18 protein-coding genes are annotated in these 20579 nt (G+C 47.2%); 5 read left to right on the top strand and 13 right to left on the bottom strand.

Annotated elements, in window-relative coordinates; translation table 11 throughout:
• Window positions 1-20: 20 nt before the first annotated feature.
• The 7 genes from ACE3MQ_RS13680 to ACE3MQ_RS13650 form a co-directional block, all read right to left on the bottom strand.
• Window positions 21-1352: an extracellular solute-binding protein gene (locus tag ACE3MQ_RS13680; protein WP_379393468.1), complete on the bottom strand. Its 1332-nt coding sequence runs from the start codon at window positions 1350-1352 to the stop codon at window positions 21-23.
• Between the two features lie 109 nt (window positions 1353-1461).
• Window positions 1462-2250 (bottom strand): response regulator transcription factor, encoded by a 789-nt coding sequence (locus tag ACE3MQ_RS13675; RefSeq protein WP_379393466.1) that lies wholly within the window; start codon window positions 2248-2250, stop codon window positions 1462-1464.
• Entirely contained in the window at window positions 2247-4001 is a 1755-nt protein-coding gene (locus ACE3MQ_RS13670; RefSeq protein WP_379393464.1) for a sensor histidine kinase, read from the bottom strand. The genes ACE3MQ_RS13675 and ACE3MQ_RS13670 overlap by 4 nt, the downstream gene beginning before the upstream one ends.
• Before the next feature lie 172 nt (window positions 4002-4173).
• The gene (locus ACE3MQ_RS13665) at window positions 4174-5217 is read right to left on the bottom strand and encodes an RDD family protein (RefSeq protein ID WP_379393462.1); all 1044 of its coding nucleotides are present in this window, start codon (window positions 5215-5217) and stop codon (window positions 4174-4176) included.
• 98 nt (window positions 5218-5315) lie between these two features.
• Window positions 5316-5549: a DUF6953 family protein gene (locus ACE3MQ_RS13660; RefSeq protein ID WP_379393460.1), complete on the bottom strand. Its 234-nt coding sequence runs from the start codon at window positions 5547-5549 to the stop codon at window positions 5316-5318.
• A 62-nt stretch (window positions 5550-5611) separates the two neighbouring features.
• Window positions 5612-5821, bottom strand: coding sequence for an aspartyl-phosphate phosphatase Spo0E family protein (locus ACE3MQ_RS13655; protein WP_379393458.1), 210 nt, complete (start codon window positions 5819-5821; stop codon window positions 5612-5614).
• Window positions 5822-5962: 141 nt separating this feature from the next.
• Window positions 5963-7291: a DNA-binding protein gene (locus ACE3MQ_RS13650; protein ID WP_379393456.1), complete on the bottom strand. Its 1329-nt coding sequence runs from the start codon at window positions 7289-7291 to the stop codon at window positions 5963-5965.
• A gap of 237 nt (window positions 7292-7528) precedes the next feature.
• Here ACE3MQ_RS13650 and ACE3MQ_RS13645 point away from each other — a divergent pair, with 237 nt between their 5' ends.
• The gene (locus tag ACE3MQ_RS13645; RefSeq protein WP_379393454.1) at window positions 7529-7753 is read left to right on the top strand and encodes a helix-turn-helix transcriptional regulator; all 225 of its coding nucleotides are present in this window, start codon (window positions 7529-7531) and stop codon (window positions 7751-7753) included.
• A 154-nt stretch (window positions 7754-7907) separates the two neighbouring features.
• Here the strand turns inward: ACE3MQ_RS13645 and ACE3MQ_RS13640 are convergent, their stop codons facing one another.
• The 4 genes from ACE3MQ_RS13640 to ACE3MQ_RS13625 form a co-directional block, all read right to left on the bottom strand.
• A complete protein-coding gene (locus tag ACE3MQ_RS13640; RefSeq protein ID WP_379393452.1) occupies window positions 7908-8084 on the bottom strand; it encodes a hypothetical protein in 177 nt (58 codons plus the stop codon).
• A gap of 18 nt (window positions 8085-8102) precedes the next feature.
• Window positions 8103-9422, bottom strand: coding sequence for an MFS transporter (locus ACE3MQ_RS13635; RefSeq protein WP_379393450.1), 1320 nt, complete (start codon window positions 9420-9422; stop codon window positions 8103-8105).
• Window positions 9423-9476: 54 nt separating this feature from the next.
• Complete coding sequence (ald, locus tag ACE3MQ_RS13630) at window positions 9477-10595, bottom strand: alanine dehydrogenase (RefSeq protein WP_379393448.1); 1119 nt, start codon at window positions 10593-10595, stop codon at window positions 9477-9479.
• A gap of 128 nt (window positions 10596-10723) precedes the next feature.
• Window positions 10724-11596 (bottom strand): LysR family transcriptional regulator, encoded by an 873-nt coding sequence (locus ACE3MQ_RS13625; protein ID WP_379393446.1) that lies wholly within the window; start codon window positions 11594-11596, stop codon window positions 10724-10726.
• A gap of 158 nt (window positions 11597-11754) precedes the next feature.
• Here ACE3MQ_RS13625 and ACE3MQ_RS13620 point away from each other — a divergent pair, with 158 nt between their 5' ends.
• Window positions 11755-12768, top strand: a complete 1014-nt coding sequence (locus ACE3MQ_RS13620) for a DMT family transporter (protein ID WP_379393444.1) — start codon at window positions 11755-11757, stop codon at window positions 12766-12768.
• A 75-nt stretch (window positions 12769-12843) separates the two neighbouring features.
• Here the strand turns inward: ACE3MQ_RS13620 and ACE3MQ_RS13615 are convergent, their stop codons facing one another.
• Complete coding sequence (locus ACE3MQ_RS13615) at window positions 12844-14196, bottom strand: sodium-dependent transporter (protein WP_379393442.1); 1353 nt, start codon at window positions 14194-14196, stop codon at window positions 12844-12846.
• Window positions 14197-14494: 298 nt separating this feature from the next.
• Between ACE3MQ_RS13615 and ACE3MQ_RS13610 the strand changes: the two genes are divergently transcribed.
• The 3 genes from ACE3MQ_RS13610 to ACE3MQ_RS13600 are packed head-to-tail and all read left to right on the top strand — an operon-like array spanning window position 14495 to window position 19185.
• Window positions 14495-16198 carry a molecular chaperone HscC gene (locus ACE3MQ_RS13610; RefSeq protein ID WP_379393440.1) on the top strand — a complete coding sequence of 568 codons (1704 nt, stop codon included), beginning with the start codon at window positions 14495-14497 and terminating at the stop codon, window positions 16196-16198.
• Window positions 16195-18522: a J domain-containing protein gene (locus ACE3MQ_RS13605; protein ID WP_379393438.1), complete on the top strand. Its 2328-nt coding sequence runs from the start codon at window positions 16195-16197 to the stop codon at window positions 18520-18522. Before ACE3MQ_RS13610 ends, ACE3MQ_RS13605 begins: the two co-directional genes overlap by 4 nt.
• A gap of 21 nt (window positions 18523-18543) precedes the next feature.
• The gene (locus ACE3MQ_RS13600; protein WP_379393436.1) at window positions 18544-19185 is read left to right on the top strand and encodes a DUF1266 domain-containing protein; all 642 of its coding nucleotides are present in this window, start codon (window positions 18544-18546) and stop codon (window positions 19183-19185) included.
• A 68-nt stretch (window positions 19186-19253) separates the two neighbouring features.
• On the opposite strand, the gene ACE3MQ_RS13595 is transcribed toward ACE3MQ_RS13600, so the two are convergent.
• A complete protein-coding gene (locus ACE3MQ_RS13595) occupies window positions 19254-20483 on the bottom strand; it encodes a CynX/NimT family MFS transporter (protein ID WP_379393434.1) in 1230 nt (409 codons plus the stop codon).
• Window positions 20484-20579 lie beyond the last annotated feature (96 nt).

Below are 20579 nucleotides of genomic sequence, written 5' to 3'. Positions count from 1 at the left end.
AATGTCTTGAACCGAAGCTATTATTGTCCTTTGGCAATGGCCGCATCATGCTCTTCCGAGAATTTTTCCGGTGTTACTGCTTTGCCAAAAAGAGCCTGGATCATGTTAAGGTGTGTCTCAGCCGCATTCGCAGGCATTTGTACGTCTGCGAACAAGGTAATGCTGCTTGCTTGATTCATTTCGTTAAACAGATCGATGTACAATTGAGGCAATTCAAGATTAGATGTATCTACCTTCGTAGCCGGGATAACGCCTGCTCCGGTGACGGATTGCTCGCCCCATTTGGTGACGAAGTATTCTACGAATTTCTTGGCTTCATCCTTCACTTTGGAGTTCTCGGCCACGAACAAGCCTACGCCTGGGCCGCCGACCCAGCTGTTGATGTCGCCTTTGCCGCCTTCAATGGTCGGGAACTTAAAGAAACCAACGCTGTTACGGAATTCCAACGGAATTTCTTCATTCGTCGTAAAGTTAGGAAGATCCCATGAGCCCATCATGTACATGGCCGCTTTTTCGTTCAGGAACTCGGACTTCGCCTCTTCATTGGACAAGCCGTTGAAGCCTTTGACAAATGCGTTGCTGTCTACCAATGCTTGAACCTCAGCCCCTGCTTTCAGAAATCCTTCATCCTTAAAGGAAGCGGAGCCGCTGATTGCGTTAGCCAACGTTTGTTGTCCCGCGATCCGGTCAGCCATGTACATGTACCAGAGGGAACCCGTCCAACGATCCTTATTGCCGAGTGCAATCGGCGCTACGCCGTTATCGGACAGCGTTTTCACAACTTGCTTAAATTCATCGTACGTTTGTGGAACTTCAAGATTGTATTTCTCAAAAATCGCCTTGTTGTAGTATACCGGTGCAATATTGAACTCTAGTGGAAGCGCATACGTTTTACCGTCAATATTATATGCCTCGGTAGTACCGGCAACGAATTTTCCGTTCAGTTCGCCGCTCAGCAGGTCATCTACTGGAGAGAAAAGCTTGCCTTCAACATAAGGCTGTAAGAATCCCGCCGCCCAGGTTACGCCTACGTCCGGAAGCTCGTTGGATGCGGACAGTACTTTTAGTTTGTTTTTGTACTGCTCGTTATCCAATACTTCTTGTTTAATTTTAACGTTAGGGTTTTCGTTCTGATATTCTGTAATGATTTGGTTCACAATTTTGTTCTGACCAGCGGATACGCCTTCAGGCCATAGGTGCATAAAGCTGACTGTGACCTGGTCGCCGCCCTTGCCTTCGCCACCGCCCTGAGATGTACCGCCGGCGTTATTTCCCTTCGCACCGCAGCCTCCTAAGACCAAAGCCAGACACAATGATGTTAATAGCAGCATCGTCCATTTTTTCTTGAACACGTTTACAACCCCTTTTCTACGAATGCTAGCGGTTTCATTCCGCTTAATTAAATTGTAACAATGGTGTGATCATACCGTAATGATATAGGGATTGGGATTTATGCCACTATTATTGGATTGTGTCCGCCGGATCCTTTGCGTTATTCCTATATTGCCCAGGACTTACCTGTTCGAGCTCTCGGAATACTTTCACGAAATATCTTGCAGTCTGGTACCCAACCCTTTCGGCAATTTCAGCGATAGGAAGTGTCGTCGTTGTAAGCAGAACCTTTGCCCGCTGGATTCTCTGCTTCGTCAAATATTCGCTAAACGTCAATCCGGTCTGTTCCTTGAACAGAACGCTGAAATAGCTGGCATTCATATGAAGATGATCTGCCAGGTCACGCATAGATACCGCTTCATGCAGATGCTCGTCCAGATAGCGAATGGCTTCGCGCACCTGCGTGCTGTAAACATTCTCATGCTCTATCGTCTCCATGAGCTTCGGATCGACCAGCTTCTCCATCCGCTCGATTCGGTGAATCTTCTCCTCGCGCTGGAGCGCTAGCTCGACAGCCTGAACCAGCTTTTGCTTGTCTAACGGCTTCAATAAATACTCAATGACCCCGAATTTTAGCGCTTTTTGAGCGTAATCGAATTCCGGGTGACCCGAGATCACGATAACAACCGGCGGATTCTTCATATTCTCCAGCTTCTCAATAAGATCGAGCCCGCCAATTTCCGGCATCCTTATATCGGTTATGAGCAGATTTGCCTCATGATCCTGCAGCCATGCCAAAGCTTCCACGCCGCTGGAAGCGGTCTCGATCCGGTAGCGCCCTGACGACCAAGCCTCTAAGGTTTTGCGGACACCTTCCCTGGTTCTCGGTTCATCATCCACGATAAGTATTGTTTTCATGACTTATTGTCACTCCCATATTCATTCGGTATTTCAAAGGCTATCGTCGTTCCTTGACCCTTCTCGCTCTTAATATCGAGTCCGTCAGTCAGGGTATCATAACTCAGCCTTAGTCTCCTCTCCACGTTAACGATGCCGATGCCATGTCCTTTGGTGGCACTCACATGCCCTTTCCTCATGACGGTATATAAAGATCGAAGCTTCTCCTGATCCATCCCCGGTCCGTCATCGGCCACAATTACTCGGGTAAGTTCCGGTCTGCTGCCGGGCTCTACCCGCAAAATAACCGTGCCGGGGCCTACCCGCTGCTCTACGCCATGCAAAATAGCGTTCTCGACAAGCGGCTGGATCAGCAGCTTCGGTACGGGTACCCGTCGGCACTCTTCGTTCGCTTCAATCCGCCATGAGAGCCTGTCCACCATACGCATCTCCATAATTTTCAAATACCTTTCTGCATGATCCAGCTCATCACCGAGCGTTACCCATTCATCTTCATCCGTTTTGTTAATGACATAGCGGAACAAGCCGGACATGGCCACGACAATTTGAGCCAGCTCTTCTTCCCCCTTGTCTTCAAGCTCCCAATAGAACGCTTCCAGTGTATTAAAGAGAAAATGTGGATTAATCTGGGCCTGGAGCGCCTTCAGCTCCGTACGGCTTTGAATGATTTCCTTCTCGTAGACGACTTCAATCAGCTCGTTCAGATCAACGACCATTTGATTGTATGAATTGTTGAGCTCATTGATTTCCATCGTCGTAGACGTAATGGGACTTGGCTTCAACGTACCGAAGCGAGCCCCCCGCATCGCCTTAATCAGGTTCAAGATGGGACGCGTAATCATCGTGGATAGAATAAAGGTAAAAATCAGAAAGAGCAAGCCGCCGACTACGCCGGATACGAGAATATTCGTGCGAAGCACGGAAATCCCTTCGGTGACATAGTCCATGGGGGTTAGTATGGCAAGCGTCCAGCCCGTAGCCTCGGACTGCTTCTGGATCGCAATATACCCTTTGCCGTCAATGGTGATGCTTTCGCCGACGTGACTGAGCAGCATACTTGAATCAACCTCTGCGGGAAAATCGGAGAATATCGTTTTACCGCTTTTATCGAACAGCCCCATCGACTCGCGCATTTCGCTCTCCATCGTTGAATCCGTAAGCTCAAAGTAGCTTTTCTCAATATGAACCATTAAATACCCGGCGTGTGAAAACGACTTGTCGATTAATCGGATGCTGCGGATCGCGATAACGCCATCTGGATTCTGAGGATCGAGTCCAAACCATACCAGCCTGCCCATTTGCTCGTCTACCCGGTCAATCCATTCGCTGGGAGCCCGTTCAGTCAATCTAATATCATCCAGCGGGAGCAGCCGCCTGTAATCAGCCGTATATAGTTCAAGCGATCGAATGCCTGTCGCGTACGCTTCATACTTACGTACTTCCTGCTGCAGCAGCTGGCGATCTCCAAAGCTGATCGGCTTCCCTGCCGTTTCTTCAGCAAGCAATCGTTGTGTCGTTGCACTCATCGCCACTTGAGCCGTCAGCGTATTGATTTGCTGCAATAATGCATCCAGCTTGCCCGTTGCCTGAACCGCCGTTTGCTGGATATGCTTCTCAGCATTGTTGCGCAGAAGGACAGAGACTTGACCGAACGTGAAAAAGCTGACCGAAGCCAGCACGATGATCATCACCAGCATAAAGCCAAGAAAGATTTGATTGCGCAGCGTATTTATCCGAATAAACTTTGACAATGACCACACATCCTTCGTCATAGCGTTGTAGAACTTACTATACACAATTATCTAAAAATACAGATCCAAAAAGTCAAGCTTCCAGTACGAAAGCCTAAAAAAAATAGCCCCGATTGTCCAACCTCTAGGTTAAACAACGGAACTATACCTGCTCCAGACTGTTATTGCAAGGTTAAGTGGTAAAATTGTCAAAAGTGCCGATTACAGAATGCAGCTCCTGCTGGTAGTCCTTATATTTGGCGGCATCCGTCCATACGGTAATCCAGTGATAGTACAATTTCGTCTCAATCGTAGTCACGATGTAGGCCACCTTTCTCCCGTTCACTTCTTGTTCGACAGCAAACTGATACGCAGGGTATCCATTGATAAAGAGGGGCCGAGGCTTATAAATCGGTGAACGGGCGAGGCCTGCGGTAAAGCTTTGTTCGGCGTATTTCTGATACTGCTCAAGTGTGCTGCCTCTCTTGAAGCGCTTCTTGGGCTCGGAGAATACTGCTAAATACTTATTCGAAAAGCGATTGGAAATCGAGATTTCCGCTTGATTGTCCAAATTGGGGTCAAAGAGCCAATCCGGACTCGTCGTAATTTTAAACTTTCCGTTATGACTGATATGTATTTTCTCATCGCTATAGTTCATTTCCTTGGAACGCTCACCCTCAGCCGGAGGACTGATCCGGACAACCATAGGGAATATCATGGCCAATAAAATAGGCGCAGCCGCAAAGGTAAGAGCCATAGCATCCCTGCCGCGATTCAACCTGTCCTTAGGCATATCCCGCACCATGATCACATATGTGCCAGCCGCCATATCTCCAATCCGCTGCCGCCGCTCCGTCACAACGATCGCCAGGGCAGCGGGAAGACCGGCAAGCAGCAAGGGATTGCTGTCAATCACGCGGAGTACGCTGCGGATGAACGCTTTGACCAGTCCCGGCGCTTTCCCATCCTGATCGACCACCCGAATGCGCATAACCCATTTACCGACCGTGCTGCCCGTTAAGCCTTCCAGCAGCACATAGTAGCATAATACGAGGGCGATGACGCACAATTGAGTCAGAAGCACATGCCGAGTCATAAACATCTTCTCTATATCCATCGCTGAGCGAATGAATGCCGCGAATAGTAAATAATCGAGTAGAGTTGCCCCTATGCGCCTAAGCAGCATCGATGTGGGACGATGTGAAAGCGTTTGTAATTTCTTGCGATCCTGCCTCAAGGATATAGCCCCCTACTATACTTCCGTATATTTCCAACCGAGAACATCAAAAGTATATGATATCCCGTATTTTTCTGCAAATTTTACAACTTCTCTGTTTAAGTCCAAGCCCAGAAAAAACCGTCGCGATCCCATGCGACTCTCCCGCCATGCAGCTTGCGAAAAGCCTTCTTTACCTCCTTAGAGAGGGAGGGATTTCCGTTATCATTGATAAAAACATGCTCCTCCCCGAAATGCTCCCTGACATGCGCAATAGCCTCTTCTTGTCGAAGCAGCCCTTTAAACTTAATCTCCTGTACCATCCACGCTGCAACTTGGTCTGCTGAATACATCGTTTTGCCCCTAACTTTAGGATTTTTGATTATATTTTAGCACAAAACTAACAAGGCGCCCCTCACGGGACGCCCTGAATACCCTTTTCACAATCTGAAGTTTTCGCATAATCTCGGTATATAAGTCTGTTATATTTATTTATAAGTTCGTCCAAATGTATTGATTGCTCAAGTACCTTTGGGTGCCTCAATTCTCCGTATTGTAGTTCCAATTGATATAGTTTTTGTCTTGCCTTTTCAATCCTTTTTTTAATAGTTACAGGCTGCATCATAAAACCACACCTCCTGTTGTAATATTCTAGGAGGTTATGTCGTTTTTTACAGACTGATTATCAACACATATCATTATTATCTGTTGACTTTTGCTCTATACCGATTCAATTTGTCGTCTTATTGAACTATCTCGTTTTGAATTAATCCAGGATTTGTCCTTCTTTTATACTCAGCTTTATATCATCCCCGCGTAATAGCCATTCTTTTAATGTCTCAGTAATACAATTTAATATATGGCCTCTATTATTTGCTTTAAGAGACATTTCTAGACTGCGTAGAATATTGTCAACTCCTTCACTTTCTCCACTATTTAACTGATAAAGAGCAAGCTGATAATAAAAGTTTATATAACGATTAGTCTTAATCACTTCATGGTAATAACTATCCTTAGATTTATCAAATAATCCAACTAGTTGAATTAATATATTATCAATTCGGACATGATATTTATTTGCTGCCATTAGAATAATAACTGAGCTTGCCAAGGCTTCATTAGGATATCTCATTAAGAATGTAACATACTCGCTTAAACTGTCAAAATTACCCATTAGTAAGTTAATATTATGTAAATTAGCCGTTGCGAACAATTTAAACTTCTCGACTTCTTTTAGGCCTACATCATCTAACCCCTCAAACCAGCTAAGATCAGCGTATCCCGAAATATATTCTTTTGCTTCTTGATAGCGCCCTTGATGTTCTAATGCGGAACTCTTTATTAAATAACCCTGACCATAATAAACTACTAAATGACGTTCAGTGTTAAATAACGGATCCTCTTTAATATTCCTTTGAGAATATATAGAATTGGCAAGTATGCGAAGTTCATCTGCAAGAGCCTCCATTTTCACCCAATCTTGCAATGTATAATATATATTAGCCAACTGTAGAAGTGCATCGAGCTTTAAGTTCTCTGGAAGTCTATTTTTAAAGGGCTCAAACTGTATAGCCGCTCGAAAATTCATTGTCGTATCCGTTCCCAAGGACAGTTGGAATAATCTATACTGGCTGACTGCCAATCGTTCCGCATGCTGATATCTCTCGCACTCAGCGACACTGGAATAAAGAATTGCTGCCGCCTCTTTCCAGTTATTTTCAAACATCATCTCAGCAGTTATAAAAAGATTAGGTATTTGTCTTAAGTCATCTAGTAGATGGGATATTATTTTATGAATACAGTCATGCTTTTTTAACTCTGCACAGCGAAATAGAAAAGGACGTAGTCGACGCCAATTAGGCGAGTGATGGACAAAAAAATCATCAACAAATAAGTCGTATAAAGCCCCTTCCTGAAGACCCATACCTGCTGTCAAGCGATCTACTTGCTCCATAGAAATCGGGCGATTGCCATTTACAATGCCGCTTAATGTACCTACATTTATTGTGGATATCTCAGAAAAATACTGCAATGTATAGCCGTTATTTCTCAAATAATTATTCAATTCTGACCGAATCGTGGTTGTATTATTCATATCAATCCACCCATCTAACTCTTTATTCACACCCTAAATTTAGCACATTATTGCTCATAAATGTATATTAAAAGCAATTTCTACAATGTTCAATAGGAGGATTTGAATAAAAATACGAATTTTTATTCGTGAATAATTTTGCAACAATTATAATACACGATTTAAATAACGTGATATATTTTTCCTTTGTTAGGTATCATAAATTTTACAGTGATACTAATCTAAGGAGCCAATAAGTTGAAGCTGAAATATGCCAGAGAAGCAGCAGGCTATACTCAAGAATCATTGGTATATAAACTCAATGAAAGCATGAGCTGTACGCTGCGGAATTATCAAAACATTGAATATGGAATCGGTATTCCATCTGTGACATTGGCGCTGCTGATTTGCAGTATACTTAATATTGATCCTAAAGACGTGGATGAATGGAAGTTACATCGGTCACCAAAATCAAAAAACTAAACAAGGCGCCCCTCACGGGACGCCCTGCTCTTCATGACATTCTGCCACTACGATCCAAACTACCATCCGAAATCAAGTGACTTCCTTTTGATATTGATTAAAATCTTTAACCAGTTCTGTTCCTCCCTGGCATCATGTAACGAACGTGATTCCTCTAATTCGATTTACGCGTCATCAAGGCACCAATCCCCATAATCAGACCGAGGCCCGCTGCACTATATAAGCTAATCAGCACATCATTAGATTTTGACGCCATATAAATCATTCCGTTTACGAGCAATGATACGAGGCAAAGATAAAAAATCCACTTCATAATTTGATGCTTCCGCATAGCAATCCTCCCCTCCACTTAATCATCCGCATTTAACGAGGCTGCAGCAGGAGCTCCCGCCCGAAGTGCCCTTACGCTTAAAACAACGACAATTAAAAAACCTCCAGCCATCATCCCCGAAATCCTCAATATTTCCGAAATGCTCCAGCCGCTGATCAGCAGGACAGGCACGAGTCCCGTAGACAGAGGATACAGTCCGGTTGAGGCTACCGTAAATACACTCATGCCACGGCCTAGTTTATCCTGATCCAGACTCAACTGAAATACCGTCAACAGCAGCATATTCGCATAGGCTGAGATCATTCCCGCACACCCGCTTATGATAACGGCATATAACAATTGATCGACCCAGCCCAGAGCGACAATACCTAGGCATAGCAAAATAAAAGCAGCATAAGCCCGCAGCGTCATATTCCCCTTCAGACGAAACACGACAAGCATCAGCCCGCCGAGTATGCTCCCGGCTGCAAAGGACACTTGCAGATAGGTCAAATCCATGGCCGTCCCCTGGAACACTTCTTTCACCAACGTTGGGAAGGCTACGTTCACCGGACCGGAAATGAAGAAGCTGGCAATTCCCACGGTAACTATAACGGACATTTTGAAAGGATCACGACATACATAACGCAGCCCTTCGTTCATTTCCAACCACATGGAAGCCCGGCGATTCGAGCGACTCTGTATCGGTTCCCGTACCAGGAACAGACATATCGCTCCGATCAGCAGCAATATGCCGAGCGTAATAAATGATAGCTGAAACGACCCGAACGTAAGGACAAGTCCTGCGGCAGCCGGACCGGCGAACATCCCGAGCTGCTGAATGATGACATTCAAGCTATTCGCTGTCCTTAGCTGATCTGGTGCGACGAGGGTAGGAATAATCGAAGACGAAGCTGGCCAATAAAATGCCTCCAGGATGCCGAAAATCGCTGCGAAAGCAAGCAGCACGCCAAAGGTGAGCTGGCCTATCGTAAATAGTACAGCCATACTAATAAGCAAAATAAAGCGCATAAAATCAGAAAAGAACATAATTTTTGTCTTGGAAAATCGATCCGATAAAACGCCGCCTACGGTCATGAGCAGCACACGCGGAATAGCCGTGACCATTAGAACGATTCCCAGCATCGTCGGCATATTAAGATAATCAACGACATACCAGCTCTCAATCAACATATACATCGGCGTCGTCAGGCTGGTGAATATGATAGAGGCCAAGAAAAACATAAACGTTCGATTGCGGATCAATGAAGCTTTGGCCGAATCACTGGACTGGTAAATAGTAAACACCCCTCTCATGAATTCATCATAAAGAGGGGTGTTCTCATTTTTCTTACTCATTTCTTACATAAATCTTAAGTTGTAACCATCACCTACGAACATAGGATATACAGCCTAAGCATTCAGCAGGCTGTACACATCCTTGCAAGGCAAATTCTGAGCGTCGGCTACAGCTTGATAAGTGACATGGCCGTTCAGGACGTTAATGCCCTTTGCCAAAGCACGGTTATCCAAAGCGGCCTGCGCATATCCCTTATTGGCAATTTGCAAGCCGTACGGCGTCGTCACATTCGTCAAAGCCAAGGTCGAGGTGCGAGGTACCGCTCCTGGCATGTTGGCTACGGCATAATGGATGACTCCGTGCTTTACATAGGTCGGCTGATCATGCGTCGTAATCCGGTCGATCGTCTCAATTGAGCCGCCCTGATCTACGGCTACATCGACAATGACAGAGCCGGGAGACATCGTCTTGACCATCTCTTCGCTGACAAGCCTTGGCGTACGTGCTCCCGGAATCAGAACGGCTCCGATCAGAAGATCGGCCTGTTTGACGCTGTCTGCAATACTGAATGGGTTTGAGACCAGGGTCTTGACCCGCCCTTGGAATAAATCGTCCAGCTGCCGCAGCCGATCCAGGTTCAAATCGATTATCCGTACCTCTGCCCCTAGACCGAGAGCTACTTTGGCTGCATTTACGCCGACCATTCCTCCGCCGATGATCGTCACCTTGCCAGGCTCTACGCCAGGCACCCCGCTAAGCAGAACGCCTTTGCCGCCATTGGATTTCTCCAGGAAATGAGAACCGATCTGTATCGCCATCCGCCCCGCCACTTCACTCATCGGCGACAGGAGCGGCAAAGCGCCCGTATCCAGCTGAATCGTCTCGTAAGCGATAGCGATAACGCCGCGCTCAGCAAGCTCCTTTGTTAAAGACGGCTCGGGAGCCAGATGCAGATAAGCGAACAAAATCAAACCTCGGCGAAGAAACGGAAATTCCTCGGATACCGGTTCTTTCACCTTGACGACCATTTCCGCCGACCATGCGTCAGCAGCCGTTGGCACGATTTTTGCACCTGCTGCGCTGTAATCCTCATCATTGAATCCAACACTGAGCCCTGCCCCGCTCTCGATCCACACTTCATGCCCAGCTTGGACATATGACAGTACCGAAGCAGGCGTCATCCCGACGCGATGCTCGTTATTCTTGATCTCTTTAGGCACCCCTACAATCATATATACACCATCCTTAATCTCTTATCAGCAAGCGCCGAATGTATAATTACTAAATTATAATGCATAATTACTGACTTTACCTAATTAAAGTTAAAAATACTCCAAAAGCATCGAAGTTCAATGTTCGTTCATTTGGACATCGGCAGCGGGCTTCCTACCTTGATAATTTCATCAATAAAAGCCTGGACGGAACTCGTCATTTGGGAGTCCTTCCGGCGAATGAATACCGTAGTGACCTCCCGATAAGGATCAGGCACCCGATGGCAATGAAGCGTGCCCTGTGCAGCCATATAGCCGACCGTGGATTCGGGTACAATCGTCAGTCCGATGCCCGCCGCTACACTGCCAATGATCGTATCGAACGTGCCGAACTCCATGATCTTCTTCGGGACAATGCCCTCATCTCTTAACCAGCTCTCCAATCTTTCGCGGTAGCTGCAGCCTTTATTGTACAACAGGAGGGGCTTTGCGGTAATGTCATCCAGCGAGAAGCTTGTTCCCTTGGACACAATGACCAATTCCTCCTGAAACACCTCATATTGCTCAATTAGCGGATGCTGTAAAGGCCCCGTCACAAATGCACCGTCCAGCTTGAAATCAATCACTTCCTGGAGCAATTGCTCGGTGACACCCGCCTTCAAGGACAAGTCAACATTAGGATACGTCTGCAGATAGGAAGACAGCAAGTTAGGCAGTGCAATGACCGTCTCGACAATGCCGATTTCCAATATGCCCGATGGCGTGGCCGAGCCTTGAAATACCTTTTTCATTTCATCAAATTTAGCTAAAATATCGTTGGCATACTCCAGCAGCCGCTTCCCCTCCGTATTGAGAACCATGCCGCGTTTATGCCGATAAAATAACGGGGTCTGCAGCTCGCGCTCCAGCAGCTTAATTCTGGCCGTGACATTGGACTGAACATAATTTAGTTCCAGCGCTGCCTTGCTGACACTGCCGTGAAGCGCGACCATTTGGAATATTCTCAAATCATTCAAATCCAATTTCTTCTCCTCCTGCCTGGCATGCTCGTAGTTGTCTTGTTTCAGGTATCATTATAAATGATGAAGAAGTTAATTTACAATCACTTTACTGTTGTCTGTGATTAATCTATCATTTGTTATGAAAATCGGGTTCGGATATAGTTAAGGAGAACGATGGAATGAATAAAAAACAAGTCATCTTGGGGTCGGCCTTATGTCTCATTGCAAGTATGTCCTGGGGAGCGATGTTTCCCGTCGCACAAGTCGCATTGCATAAAATTGATCCGTTCTATTTTTCATTTATCCGCTATGCGGTCGTGGCGGCCATTTTGTCTGCCATACTGTGGATGAAGGAGGGTAAAGCGGCTTTTCGGCTGGAGGGTAAAGGAAAGGCTCTCCTGTTCTATGGCACAATGGCGTTTACCGTCTATAACATGTTCGTGTTCTCGGGCCAGCATCTTATGGGAGATACCGGCACCATTACAGCCTCATTAATTGAAGTGCTTATGCCGATGATCTCTATCCTGTTCGTTTGGATCACCGCGAAAGCCAAGCCGCCCGGATATACGATGGTCAGCATGGCTCTATGTCTGGCGGGTGCCATACTGGTCATCACCAACGGCAAGCTGACTTTCTTTACGATGGCAGGCAAATCGCTGTTTCCATTATTGCTTATTTTTATCGGAGTTACGGGCTGGGTGCTGTATTCTATGGGCGGAAGCCGCTTCAAAGACTGGTCTGTCCTGCGTTATTCTACTTTGACCTGTCTGTTGGGAAGTCTGGTATCACTAGTCATTGTCTCCATCGCCACAATGCTTGGCCTGCTGCCTGCTCCTTCCCTGCAAACGCTGGGCTCCGTTAAATGGGAAATGGCCTTTATGATCACATTGCCGGGAATCGTGGCTCTTCTAAGCTGGAATGCGGGATTAAAAATGCTAACACCGCTCAACGGTATTTTATATATCAACTTTGTCCCGATCACTACTCTGATCATTATGGCTTTTCAAGGCTACCATGTATCGATGTTCGAAATTTTCGGTACACTGCTTGTCATTTTTGCTATCGTACGTAACAATCTGGTTCAACGCAAAGAGCAAAAGGAACAACAACTGCCCGCGAAGCGAAACGCCAGTATTAAAGCAGCCGCAAGTCAGCCGGCAGGTACAAAAGTCCAGACCTCGAAGTCCCTGTAGCCTGCTTAATTACGAAACTAAAAAGCTCTCCCTCGACCCTATGAAATGGTTCGTTGGGAGAGCTTTTCTATATTATTAGAACTTGATGATCCCCGACGTATGCAGCAGCACCAGGAATACAAGAATTGGCGCGATATAGCGCAGCATGAACAGCCACACCCGGAACCAGCCTGCACGCAAGCCGGACGCTTCCGCGGCTCCTTTCCAGAAGTACCCTGCGAATATCGTAATCATAAGTCCGCCGATCGGCAGCATGATGTTGGACGTTATGAAATCTACCCAATCAAAGAAGGCCTTCCCGCCAAACGTAAGCTCTGGAACCAAGCCGAGAGACAACGCGGAGGGCACCCCTAGCAGGAAGACAAGCCCTACGACAGTCCATACGGATCGGGGCCGGCTCCAGCTAAAACGCTCCATCGTATAAGATACGGGAACCTCGAGTATGGATACTGCCGACGTTAAGGCAGCGATTGCCAGCAGGATAAAGAACAAGCCTCCAAAGAACGAACCCATAGGCATAGCCGAGAAGGCTGCAGGCAAAGCAATGAACACGAGCGACGGCCCCTCATCCGGAGCAATGCCAAACGAGAAGGTCGTCGGGAAAATGATAAGTCCCGCAATAAACGCATAGATCAGGTCACCCACGCCGATGGCCAGCGTCGCAGAACCTAAGGACTGTTCCTTCCGTACATATGAACCATATGTCAGCAAAATCCCCATACCGAGCGACAAGGAAAAGAAGGCATGTCCCAGGGCTACTAATGCCGATTCTGCGTTCAATTGCGAAAAGTCCGGTTTAAGGAAAAATGATACCCCTGCCTCCGCACCCGGAAGCGTAACCGCCCGGATCATCAAGACGATCAATAGTATGACGAGACTCGGAATGAGTATTTTATTAAATTTCTCAATACCGCCAGAAATCCCGAGAATCACCACTCCGCCGGTAATAAGCAAGGCGGCAAGCTGCCAGACGAGCGGCATGTAGCCTGAAGTAAAGTGAGAGAACTGCCCGGCAAAGTCCGTGTTGGCAAACAAGTTCCCGGTAAAGGCCGATACAGCATAGTGCAGCGTCCAGCCCGCAACAATAATATAAAACGACAAAATTAAAAAGGGAGTGAGAACCTGCAGAATGCCCAGGCTCTTCCAGCCCCGTTTCCCGCCGGCTCTGATAAAGGCCGTTGCCGCGCTGCCCCGCCCACTGCGTCCGATAGCAAGCTCGGCCAGAAGCACCGGCAAGCCAATAATGATCAAACAAACTATAAAGAGCAGGAAGAAGGCCGCTCCTCCATTTTCGCCGGTAATGTAAGGGAATTTCCACATATTCCCTAGGCCGACAGAGCTCCCTATTGCGGCCAATATAAAACCGGTAGAAGAAAATCGGTCTTTTTTCCGTTCATTCGTATTTATACCATTCCTCTGCGCACTCATTATATCGACTCCATCTATCTTTATATTCAAATCATTATATATCATTCCGTAACTTCGGTCATATTAAATATTTATCCATTTTGCGCCCTTTCTGGGCAGTGAAACAATAATTCGGATACTGACCTGCATAGTATCACTTATTCTCATAGGGGGATATGATCCCAATGACGCAATTCCTCTATCCTAATGATATTTATATATAGAAGACTGTATTTGGAGAAATTTATGAATTTTATGATAAAATATGTCGATATATACCTAAATAAATCAATACATATTAGAGAAAGAGGTTACCTGAATGACAATGATCGGGATTGATTTGGGAACCACCCATAGTCTGGTGGCCTATTGGACGGAAGAAGGTCCAAAACTGATACCGAACGTATACGGCGAGCATCTGACGCCATCCGTGGTCGGCGTGGATGATACCGGTGAAATACTGGTCGGGCAAATCGCCAAGGAAAGGCTGATGACACACCCTGATCTTACCGCCTCTACTTTTAAGCGCTACATGGGGACGGAAAAACTCTATCGCATGGGCAAATATACCTTTACTCCCGAGGAGCTCTCTTCTTTTGTCATAAAGTCGCTCAAAGCCGATGCGGAGGCTTATCTTGGCCAAGAGGTTACCGAGGCGGTCATCAGCGTACCTGCTTATTTTAACGACACCCAGCGTAAGGCCACAAAGCGCGCGGCTGAATTTGCCGGATTGAAGGTAGAGCGGCTGATTAGCGAGCCGACGGCGGCGGCGATCGCCTATGGGCTGCACCAGGAAGAATCGGAGACCAAATTCCTGGTATTTGACCTCGGCGGCGGCACCTTTGACGTGTCGATCCTCGAATTTTTTGAAGGCGTTATGGAGGTCAAGTCGATTGCGGGAGACAACTATTTAGGCGGGGAGGATTTTACCGAGCTGCTCGTCTCTTATTTCGTGCAAAAGAATGGTCTCGATTACGCCTCCCTGGATTTAAAAGCCCGTTCCGGGTTATTTAAGCAGGCGGAAATATGCAAGCGGGCGCTGGGCCAAGAACCGACCGGAGCAATGACCTTCACCCTGGATGATACTACCTATGAAATGAGACTGGATCGTGATGAATTCGAAAAAATCGCTGCCCAGCTTATGCTTCGTCTGCGTCATCCTATCGAGCGAGCGCTGAGGGATGCCGCGCTGTCCCCACGCGATATGGATGCGGTAATTCTCATCGGGGGCGCAACTCGAATGCCGATTATTAAATCGATTGTGAGCAAAATGTTCGGCCGTCTTCCTTTTGCCGGAGTAAATCCCGATGAAACCGTCGCTCTCGGCGCTGCCATACAGGTTGCGCTCAAGGAAAGAAACGAAAGTCTGAAAGAAGTCGTCTTGACGGATGTATGCCCGTATACGCTGGGCACCGATACTTCTAAACGATTGGGCAACAATCAGTATGACCACGGTCATTTTTCACCGATCATCGAGCGTAATACGCCTATTCCCGTCAGTAAGGTACAGACATACTATACTTTGTACGACCAGCAAAAAGAGGTTAGCGTCAGCATCTATCAAGGCGAAAGCCGCCTAGTGGCCAACAATATCAAGCTTGGGGAGCTTTCGATTGATATTCCGCCAGACAAAGCGGGAGAGCAAAGCATAGATGTAAGATTTACTTACGATATTAACGGCATTCTGGAAGTCGAGGTCAAGATCAATAGTACCGGGCTTAAGAAAACAATCATTATTGAAAAGAATCCTGGAATATTGACCCCCGAGGAAATTGAAAAGCGATTAAACGAGCTGAAAGACATAAAAATTCATCCCCGCGAACGCAGCGAGAATCGTCTGCTGCTTGCCAAAGGCGAACGGCTGTATGAAGAGGCTCTTGGCGAGAAAAGAGATGAGATCGCCTTTCTCCTGCTCGAATTTGAGCGGGTGCTGGCTTCCCAAAATGAACAAGAGGTTAAAAAGGCTGCCGTGAAGCTTAGAAAACAGCTTGAGCATCTGGAGAAGTGGAGTGACTACTTTTGAGGATATGGACGATTCTCGGCATTGAGCAAACCTATGATACTTCGGTCATCCGGAGAGCCTATGCCAAAAAGCTGCAAATCCACCACCCGGAAGATGATCCCCAGGGTTATCAACAGCTCAGGGAAGCCTATGATCAGGCTATGAGGCTAGCGAAGCAGCACCAGCAATCGCAGATCAATATATCGTTCACAGAAGAGGAGGAGGAATCCTCCTCTTCTTTCTCTCAACAATCCTTAGATAACCAACGTAAGGAGCAAGATGTAGTTAGCCAGGACGAGAATGTGAATATTGATTTGGATGATGCAAGAGAAAATTACGAGAATGATCGTGACGAAGAGGACATGGAAGGCGCAGAAGCCGAGGAAATCCTCCGAGTTCCACGGATTCCTAAAGGGGAGCTCTCTCGCGAGATTGACAGCGAACAAGAGGAAGAGCCCGATGTTCCACGGATTCCCCGTCTCCCCAAATGGAGTTACGAAACGGAAGAAAGGCTTGACGAGAGCAGCGAAGAAGTCGATGAAGAAGACATCGATGAAGATGCGCATAAAGATGCTTTTGAAGAGGAACTTGAGCACGAACTGGAGCACCAACCGGAATCCGATCACGAACCTGAACAAGAGGCTGAGGAAAGCTACTGGGATGACGAGGAAGATTTTGATGAATATGACGACGAAGATGATTTCGCTGATGAGTTTAACGAAGATTATGATGAGCCAGCGCACCCCGTTAATAAATTCATGGACGAGGTAAACTCATTATATCTGGACTTCTCCTCCCGTATGGACATCCATCCCTGGCTGGAGCTGCTAAGCTCGGATACGTTATGGAACATCGACAATCAACGGGCGATCTCCGATAAAATGCTGGAGTATCTTGAACAAAATTATTTTCTGCCGAGCGAAGTCTGGCAGATCCTTGAAGACTCCTTCCGCTGGAAAGAACGAAGCATGGAAGATGAAGATTTCTCCGAGCAATATCCAAAAATATACGCCTATGCCATCATAGAGTTCCCTGTGCTCCGGATGGATTTCAACAACCTTTTGCAGGCTCAGCATATCCATGGCATCCACCATGATGACTTTCTGCGCTACCGGGAGGCCCTCGCTTTGGCGCTTTTGGAGAACGATATGCACTCGGCTCATCTTAATCTAATTAAAGCACTCGACATCTTTAAGGAGGATAAGGATTTAATCCGGCTGCAAACCGAGTTCTACCGCCGGGCTGGTGACTTGGAGAAGGCTCTGGCTTCCTGCAATGAGTATATCCGAATAGACCCCGAGAACAACGACGCTGCTATACTGCGAGCCCGTTTCTTGCTCGGCATGGACAAAGCTGCTGAAGCGTTGGAGGATCTTCATCGTGTCCTGGCACTGGCCCCGAATCACATAGAAGCTCTCTCCCTGGCAGGACAATGCCATATGAAGCTGGAACAGCTGGAGCAGGCCAAGAGTGCGTTCAACAAAGTGCTAGCGATTGATCGGGAAGAAATTGAGGCCGTACTCTATCTGGCCCAGATCCATCGCCATAACGAAGAGAATTTGCATCAGCTAAAACGACAGGAGCGAAAAAACGCGCAGCGGGAAATCAACGAAGAGCTGGGAAGACTTCCTTTACGAAGCCGGCTCCAGAGAGCAGCAGTACTGCTGCTTTCACGAAGATGGCCCATTCTTGCCATCATTATCGTTCTTCATCTCATTATTGGCGAGGCTATAGTCAAACAAACTGGCGTCTCTCCTTGGGTCTATGCGAAGCTTCTAGTTTCCCCCCCAGCGGCGGTCACCGTTGAGAATGCGTCTGCTCTCGATACATTGCCAGTAGAAAATCATGCCGTTCGGTTGAAGCTGACCAACGCCCTATACATGGGTATCCTGGAGATCAAAGACAGCAAAGCCAAAAAATCCGATTATCAATATATCCATATGGATGAAGCTAAAAGGCTTGGACTTATGGATCAATTAAGCGGTTACGTCTGTATCGGATATGCAGGGGATGCCTCTGTGATCATCATTTCAAATTACGAGCAAGCCATGTCAGCATATCAGGAGAAGACCATGGAGATCACGGGTGAAGCACGGCCCAATCTACCACAGCAGCTCAAGCAGCAAGTTGAAGGCTGGCAGCAGAATCAGTCGGGTTCTCAAAGTTACTTAAAAGATCATCCGCTGTCCGATTATTACATCATCGCCAAGGACGGAATCATCAGAAACCATCCGGCAGGCAAGCTATCTGCGAACATCCTGTACCTTACTGCACTCCTTATTCTGTTCTATATCCCGTTCATTCAGGAGCTGCGCAGACAATGGAGATACATGCGGTACAACTAAAGATCGGGGTGAATCAAGCCAATGAACATTCATACTCAGGAGGAGCGCAAAGCCTGGATGCCTTACGTACATGCCGTACTTTCCCTATGCTCCATTGGCCGGGAGGTAGGCTACTTCGTAATGAATCCGAAAATGCAATACCTAATGTGGAATCGCATGCGCAGATTTCTCAGACAGGATGATATTCAGAATAAAGAGCAGCTGATAACGAATATAGAGTGGTATTTGGAGACAGGCCGCCGCCATGAATTTTATATAGATTCCTGTCATCTCTCCATTCTATCTGCAGCGGAGCGCAGCCGATATATTCACCTGCTGACGGATGAGCAAAGAAAACGCCAGCTTACGGTCGTCAACCGTCATTTATGGAGCCTCTCTCCCGGAGGCATAGGAGCTTATGATTATTCGTGGACGATGTTAAAATGCTTGGCCGGCAAGCAGGTGGGATATTTGTCAGAGGATGAAATGTGGGCTTATATCGGCCGTATTATTCCGATGATTAAAGAAAACTTCTCCGAGTGGGAAATCTATATCACCAGCTATGCTGTAGGCCAAAATTACCTGCTGCACGAGTACCCCTTCAGCTTTGTTAGCAAGAACCGGAAATATATTATGCAAATGATGAGCTTCTCTCAAAATCCAATGCTTCACTTTAAACCATAATTATCTCTGAACCTTCAGTATGTAAAAAGGAGCCTCCCCATCATCATGGAGAAGCTCCTTTTCTGTTGTCACGATTGTCCGGGTGCCTGCTGGCCAATTAAACGGTTCCGCCCGGAGGCTACGCCGAATATAAGCACAAGCACGGCTACACCAACAAGGAAATACAGAGGCATCCGCCAGCCGCCCGTCAAATCATGCAGGTAGCCAACGAAGGTTGGGCCTATCGCGGCCAGCAGGTAGCCCACGGATTGAGCCATTCCCGATAATTCGGCGGCATCGTAGACATTGCTCGTCCTTAATCCGAACAGCATCATCGCCAGACTGAAGGAGCTGCCTAAGCTGATGCCGATCATGATCGCCCAAAGCATCGTCAGCTTATCGCTGCCGTAGAGAATCCCTCCCATTCCCGCAAAGAAGAAGGATACCGTTATAATCATCAAGCCCACCTGACTCTTCATACGCCCGGCAACGATAGGCATAATAAAAGTGATCGGCAGCACCGACAGCTGCATGAACGAAAGCGTCCAGCCCGCTGAATCGGCTGTCATGCCTTGGCTTTTTAATATATCGGGAAGCCAGGTTACGACGACATAGAACAGCAAGGATTGAAGCCCCATATAAAGGGTCACGTACCAGGCCAAAGCGGATTTCCATACATTCGTCGATTTGTCCAGCTGCCCGGATATTTTTGCTTGCTGGCGCTGGCGCCGCAGTTGAGGGGCCCATAATAGGGAAGCAATCAAAGCCAACACAGCCCAAATCGCGAGCGCCCCTTTCCATCCTAGACCTGCCCCTTCGGCAACAGGCACACTGACACCGGAAGCGATGGCCCCAGTCAAGTTCATGGCAACTGAATATACGCCGATCATAAGCCCGGTGCGCAGGGGGAATTTCTCTTTGATCAGACTGGGCATGAGAACGTTGCAAACGGAGATGGCCAGACCTAAGATGACCGTTCCGATAAGAAGCGCCCCGATCCCCCAAGCGGATCTTATGAGCACTCCGACGCCGAGCAATATTACCGAAACCAAGAGAACAAGCGACATGCCGTAACGGCGGGCCAGCTTCGGGGCAACAGGAGATAGTAAGGCAAAGGCAATAAGCGGGAGCGTAGTGATTAGCCCGGCTAGCGTATTGGATATGCCTAAATCGGTACGAATAGTATCAACCAAAGGGCCTACGGAGGTAATCGGGGCTCGCAGGTTAGTGGCGAGAAAAATAATGCCCAAAATCAGCAACCAAACCCCCGAAGTAGAATCCGGCTTCAACTGGGACTGAGTTTCTATAGATTTTTTCATGATTGGTGTCCTCCATCTTGGCGCATCTGTTATTCATGGGCGAACTGCTGCATAACTAGGTGCTATTCTGTATTGTGCGCAAAAATGGGTTCCGTA

Origin of the sequence: Paenibacillus lentus, assembly GCF_042714055.1 — a bacterium.
Lineage (GTDB): Bacteria > Bacillota > Bacilli > Paenibacillales > Paenibacillaceae > Fontibacillus > Fontibacillus lentus_A.
This window is presented reverse-complemented; position numbering and strand designations above follow the sequence as displayed.

Coding starts and splice junctions, on each gene's coding strand:
- ACE3MQ_RS13675 (WP_379393466.1), bottom strand. CDS start 2,250: ATGAAAACAATACTTATCGTGGATGATGAACCGAGAACCAGGGAAGGT.
- ACE3MQ_RS13660 (WP_379393460.1), bottom strand. CDS start 5,549: ATGTATTCAGCAGACCAAGTTGCAGCGTGGATGGTACAGGAGATTAAG.
- ACE3MQ_RS13655 (WP_379393458.1), bottom strand. CDS start 5,821: ATGATGCAGCCTGTAACTATTAAAAAAAGGATTGAAAAGGCAAGACAA.
- ACE3MQ_RS13650 (WP_379393456.1), bottom strand. CDS start 7,291: ATGAATAATACAACCACGATTCGGTCAGAATTGAATAATTATTTGAGA.
- ACE3MQ_RS13640 (WP_379393452.1), bottom strand. CDS start 8,084: ATGCGGAAGCATCAAATTATGAAGTGGATTTTTTATCTTTGCCTCGTA.
- ACE3MQ_RS13635 (WP_379393450.1), bottom strand. CDS start 9,422: ATGAGTAAGAAAAATGAGAACACCCCTCTTTATGATGAATTCATGAGA.
- ald (WP_379393448.1), bottom strand. CDS start 10,595: ATGATTGTAGGGGTGCCTAAAGAGATCAAGAATAACGAGCATCGCGTC.
- ACE3MQ_RS13620 (WP_379393444.1), top strand. CDS start 11,755: ATGAATAAAAAACAAGTCATCTTGGGGTCGGCCTTATGTCTCATTGCA.
- ACE3MQ_RS13615 (WP_379393442.1), bottom strand. CDS start 14,196: ATGAGTGCGCAGAGGAATGGTATAAATACGAATGAACGGAAAAAAGAC.
- ACE3MQ_RS13610 (WP_379393440.1), top strand. CDS start 14,495: ATGACAATGATCGGGATTGATTTGGGAACCACCCATAGTCTGGTGGCC.
- ACE3MQ_RS13600 (WP_379393436.1), top strand. CDS start 18,544: ATGAACATTCATACTCAGGAGGAGCGCAAAGCCTGGATGCCTTACGTA.
- ACE3MQ_RS13595 (WP_379393434.1), bottom strand. CDS start 20,483: ATGAAAAAATCTATAGAAACTCAGTCCCAGTTGAAGCCGGATTCTACT.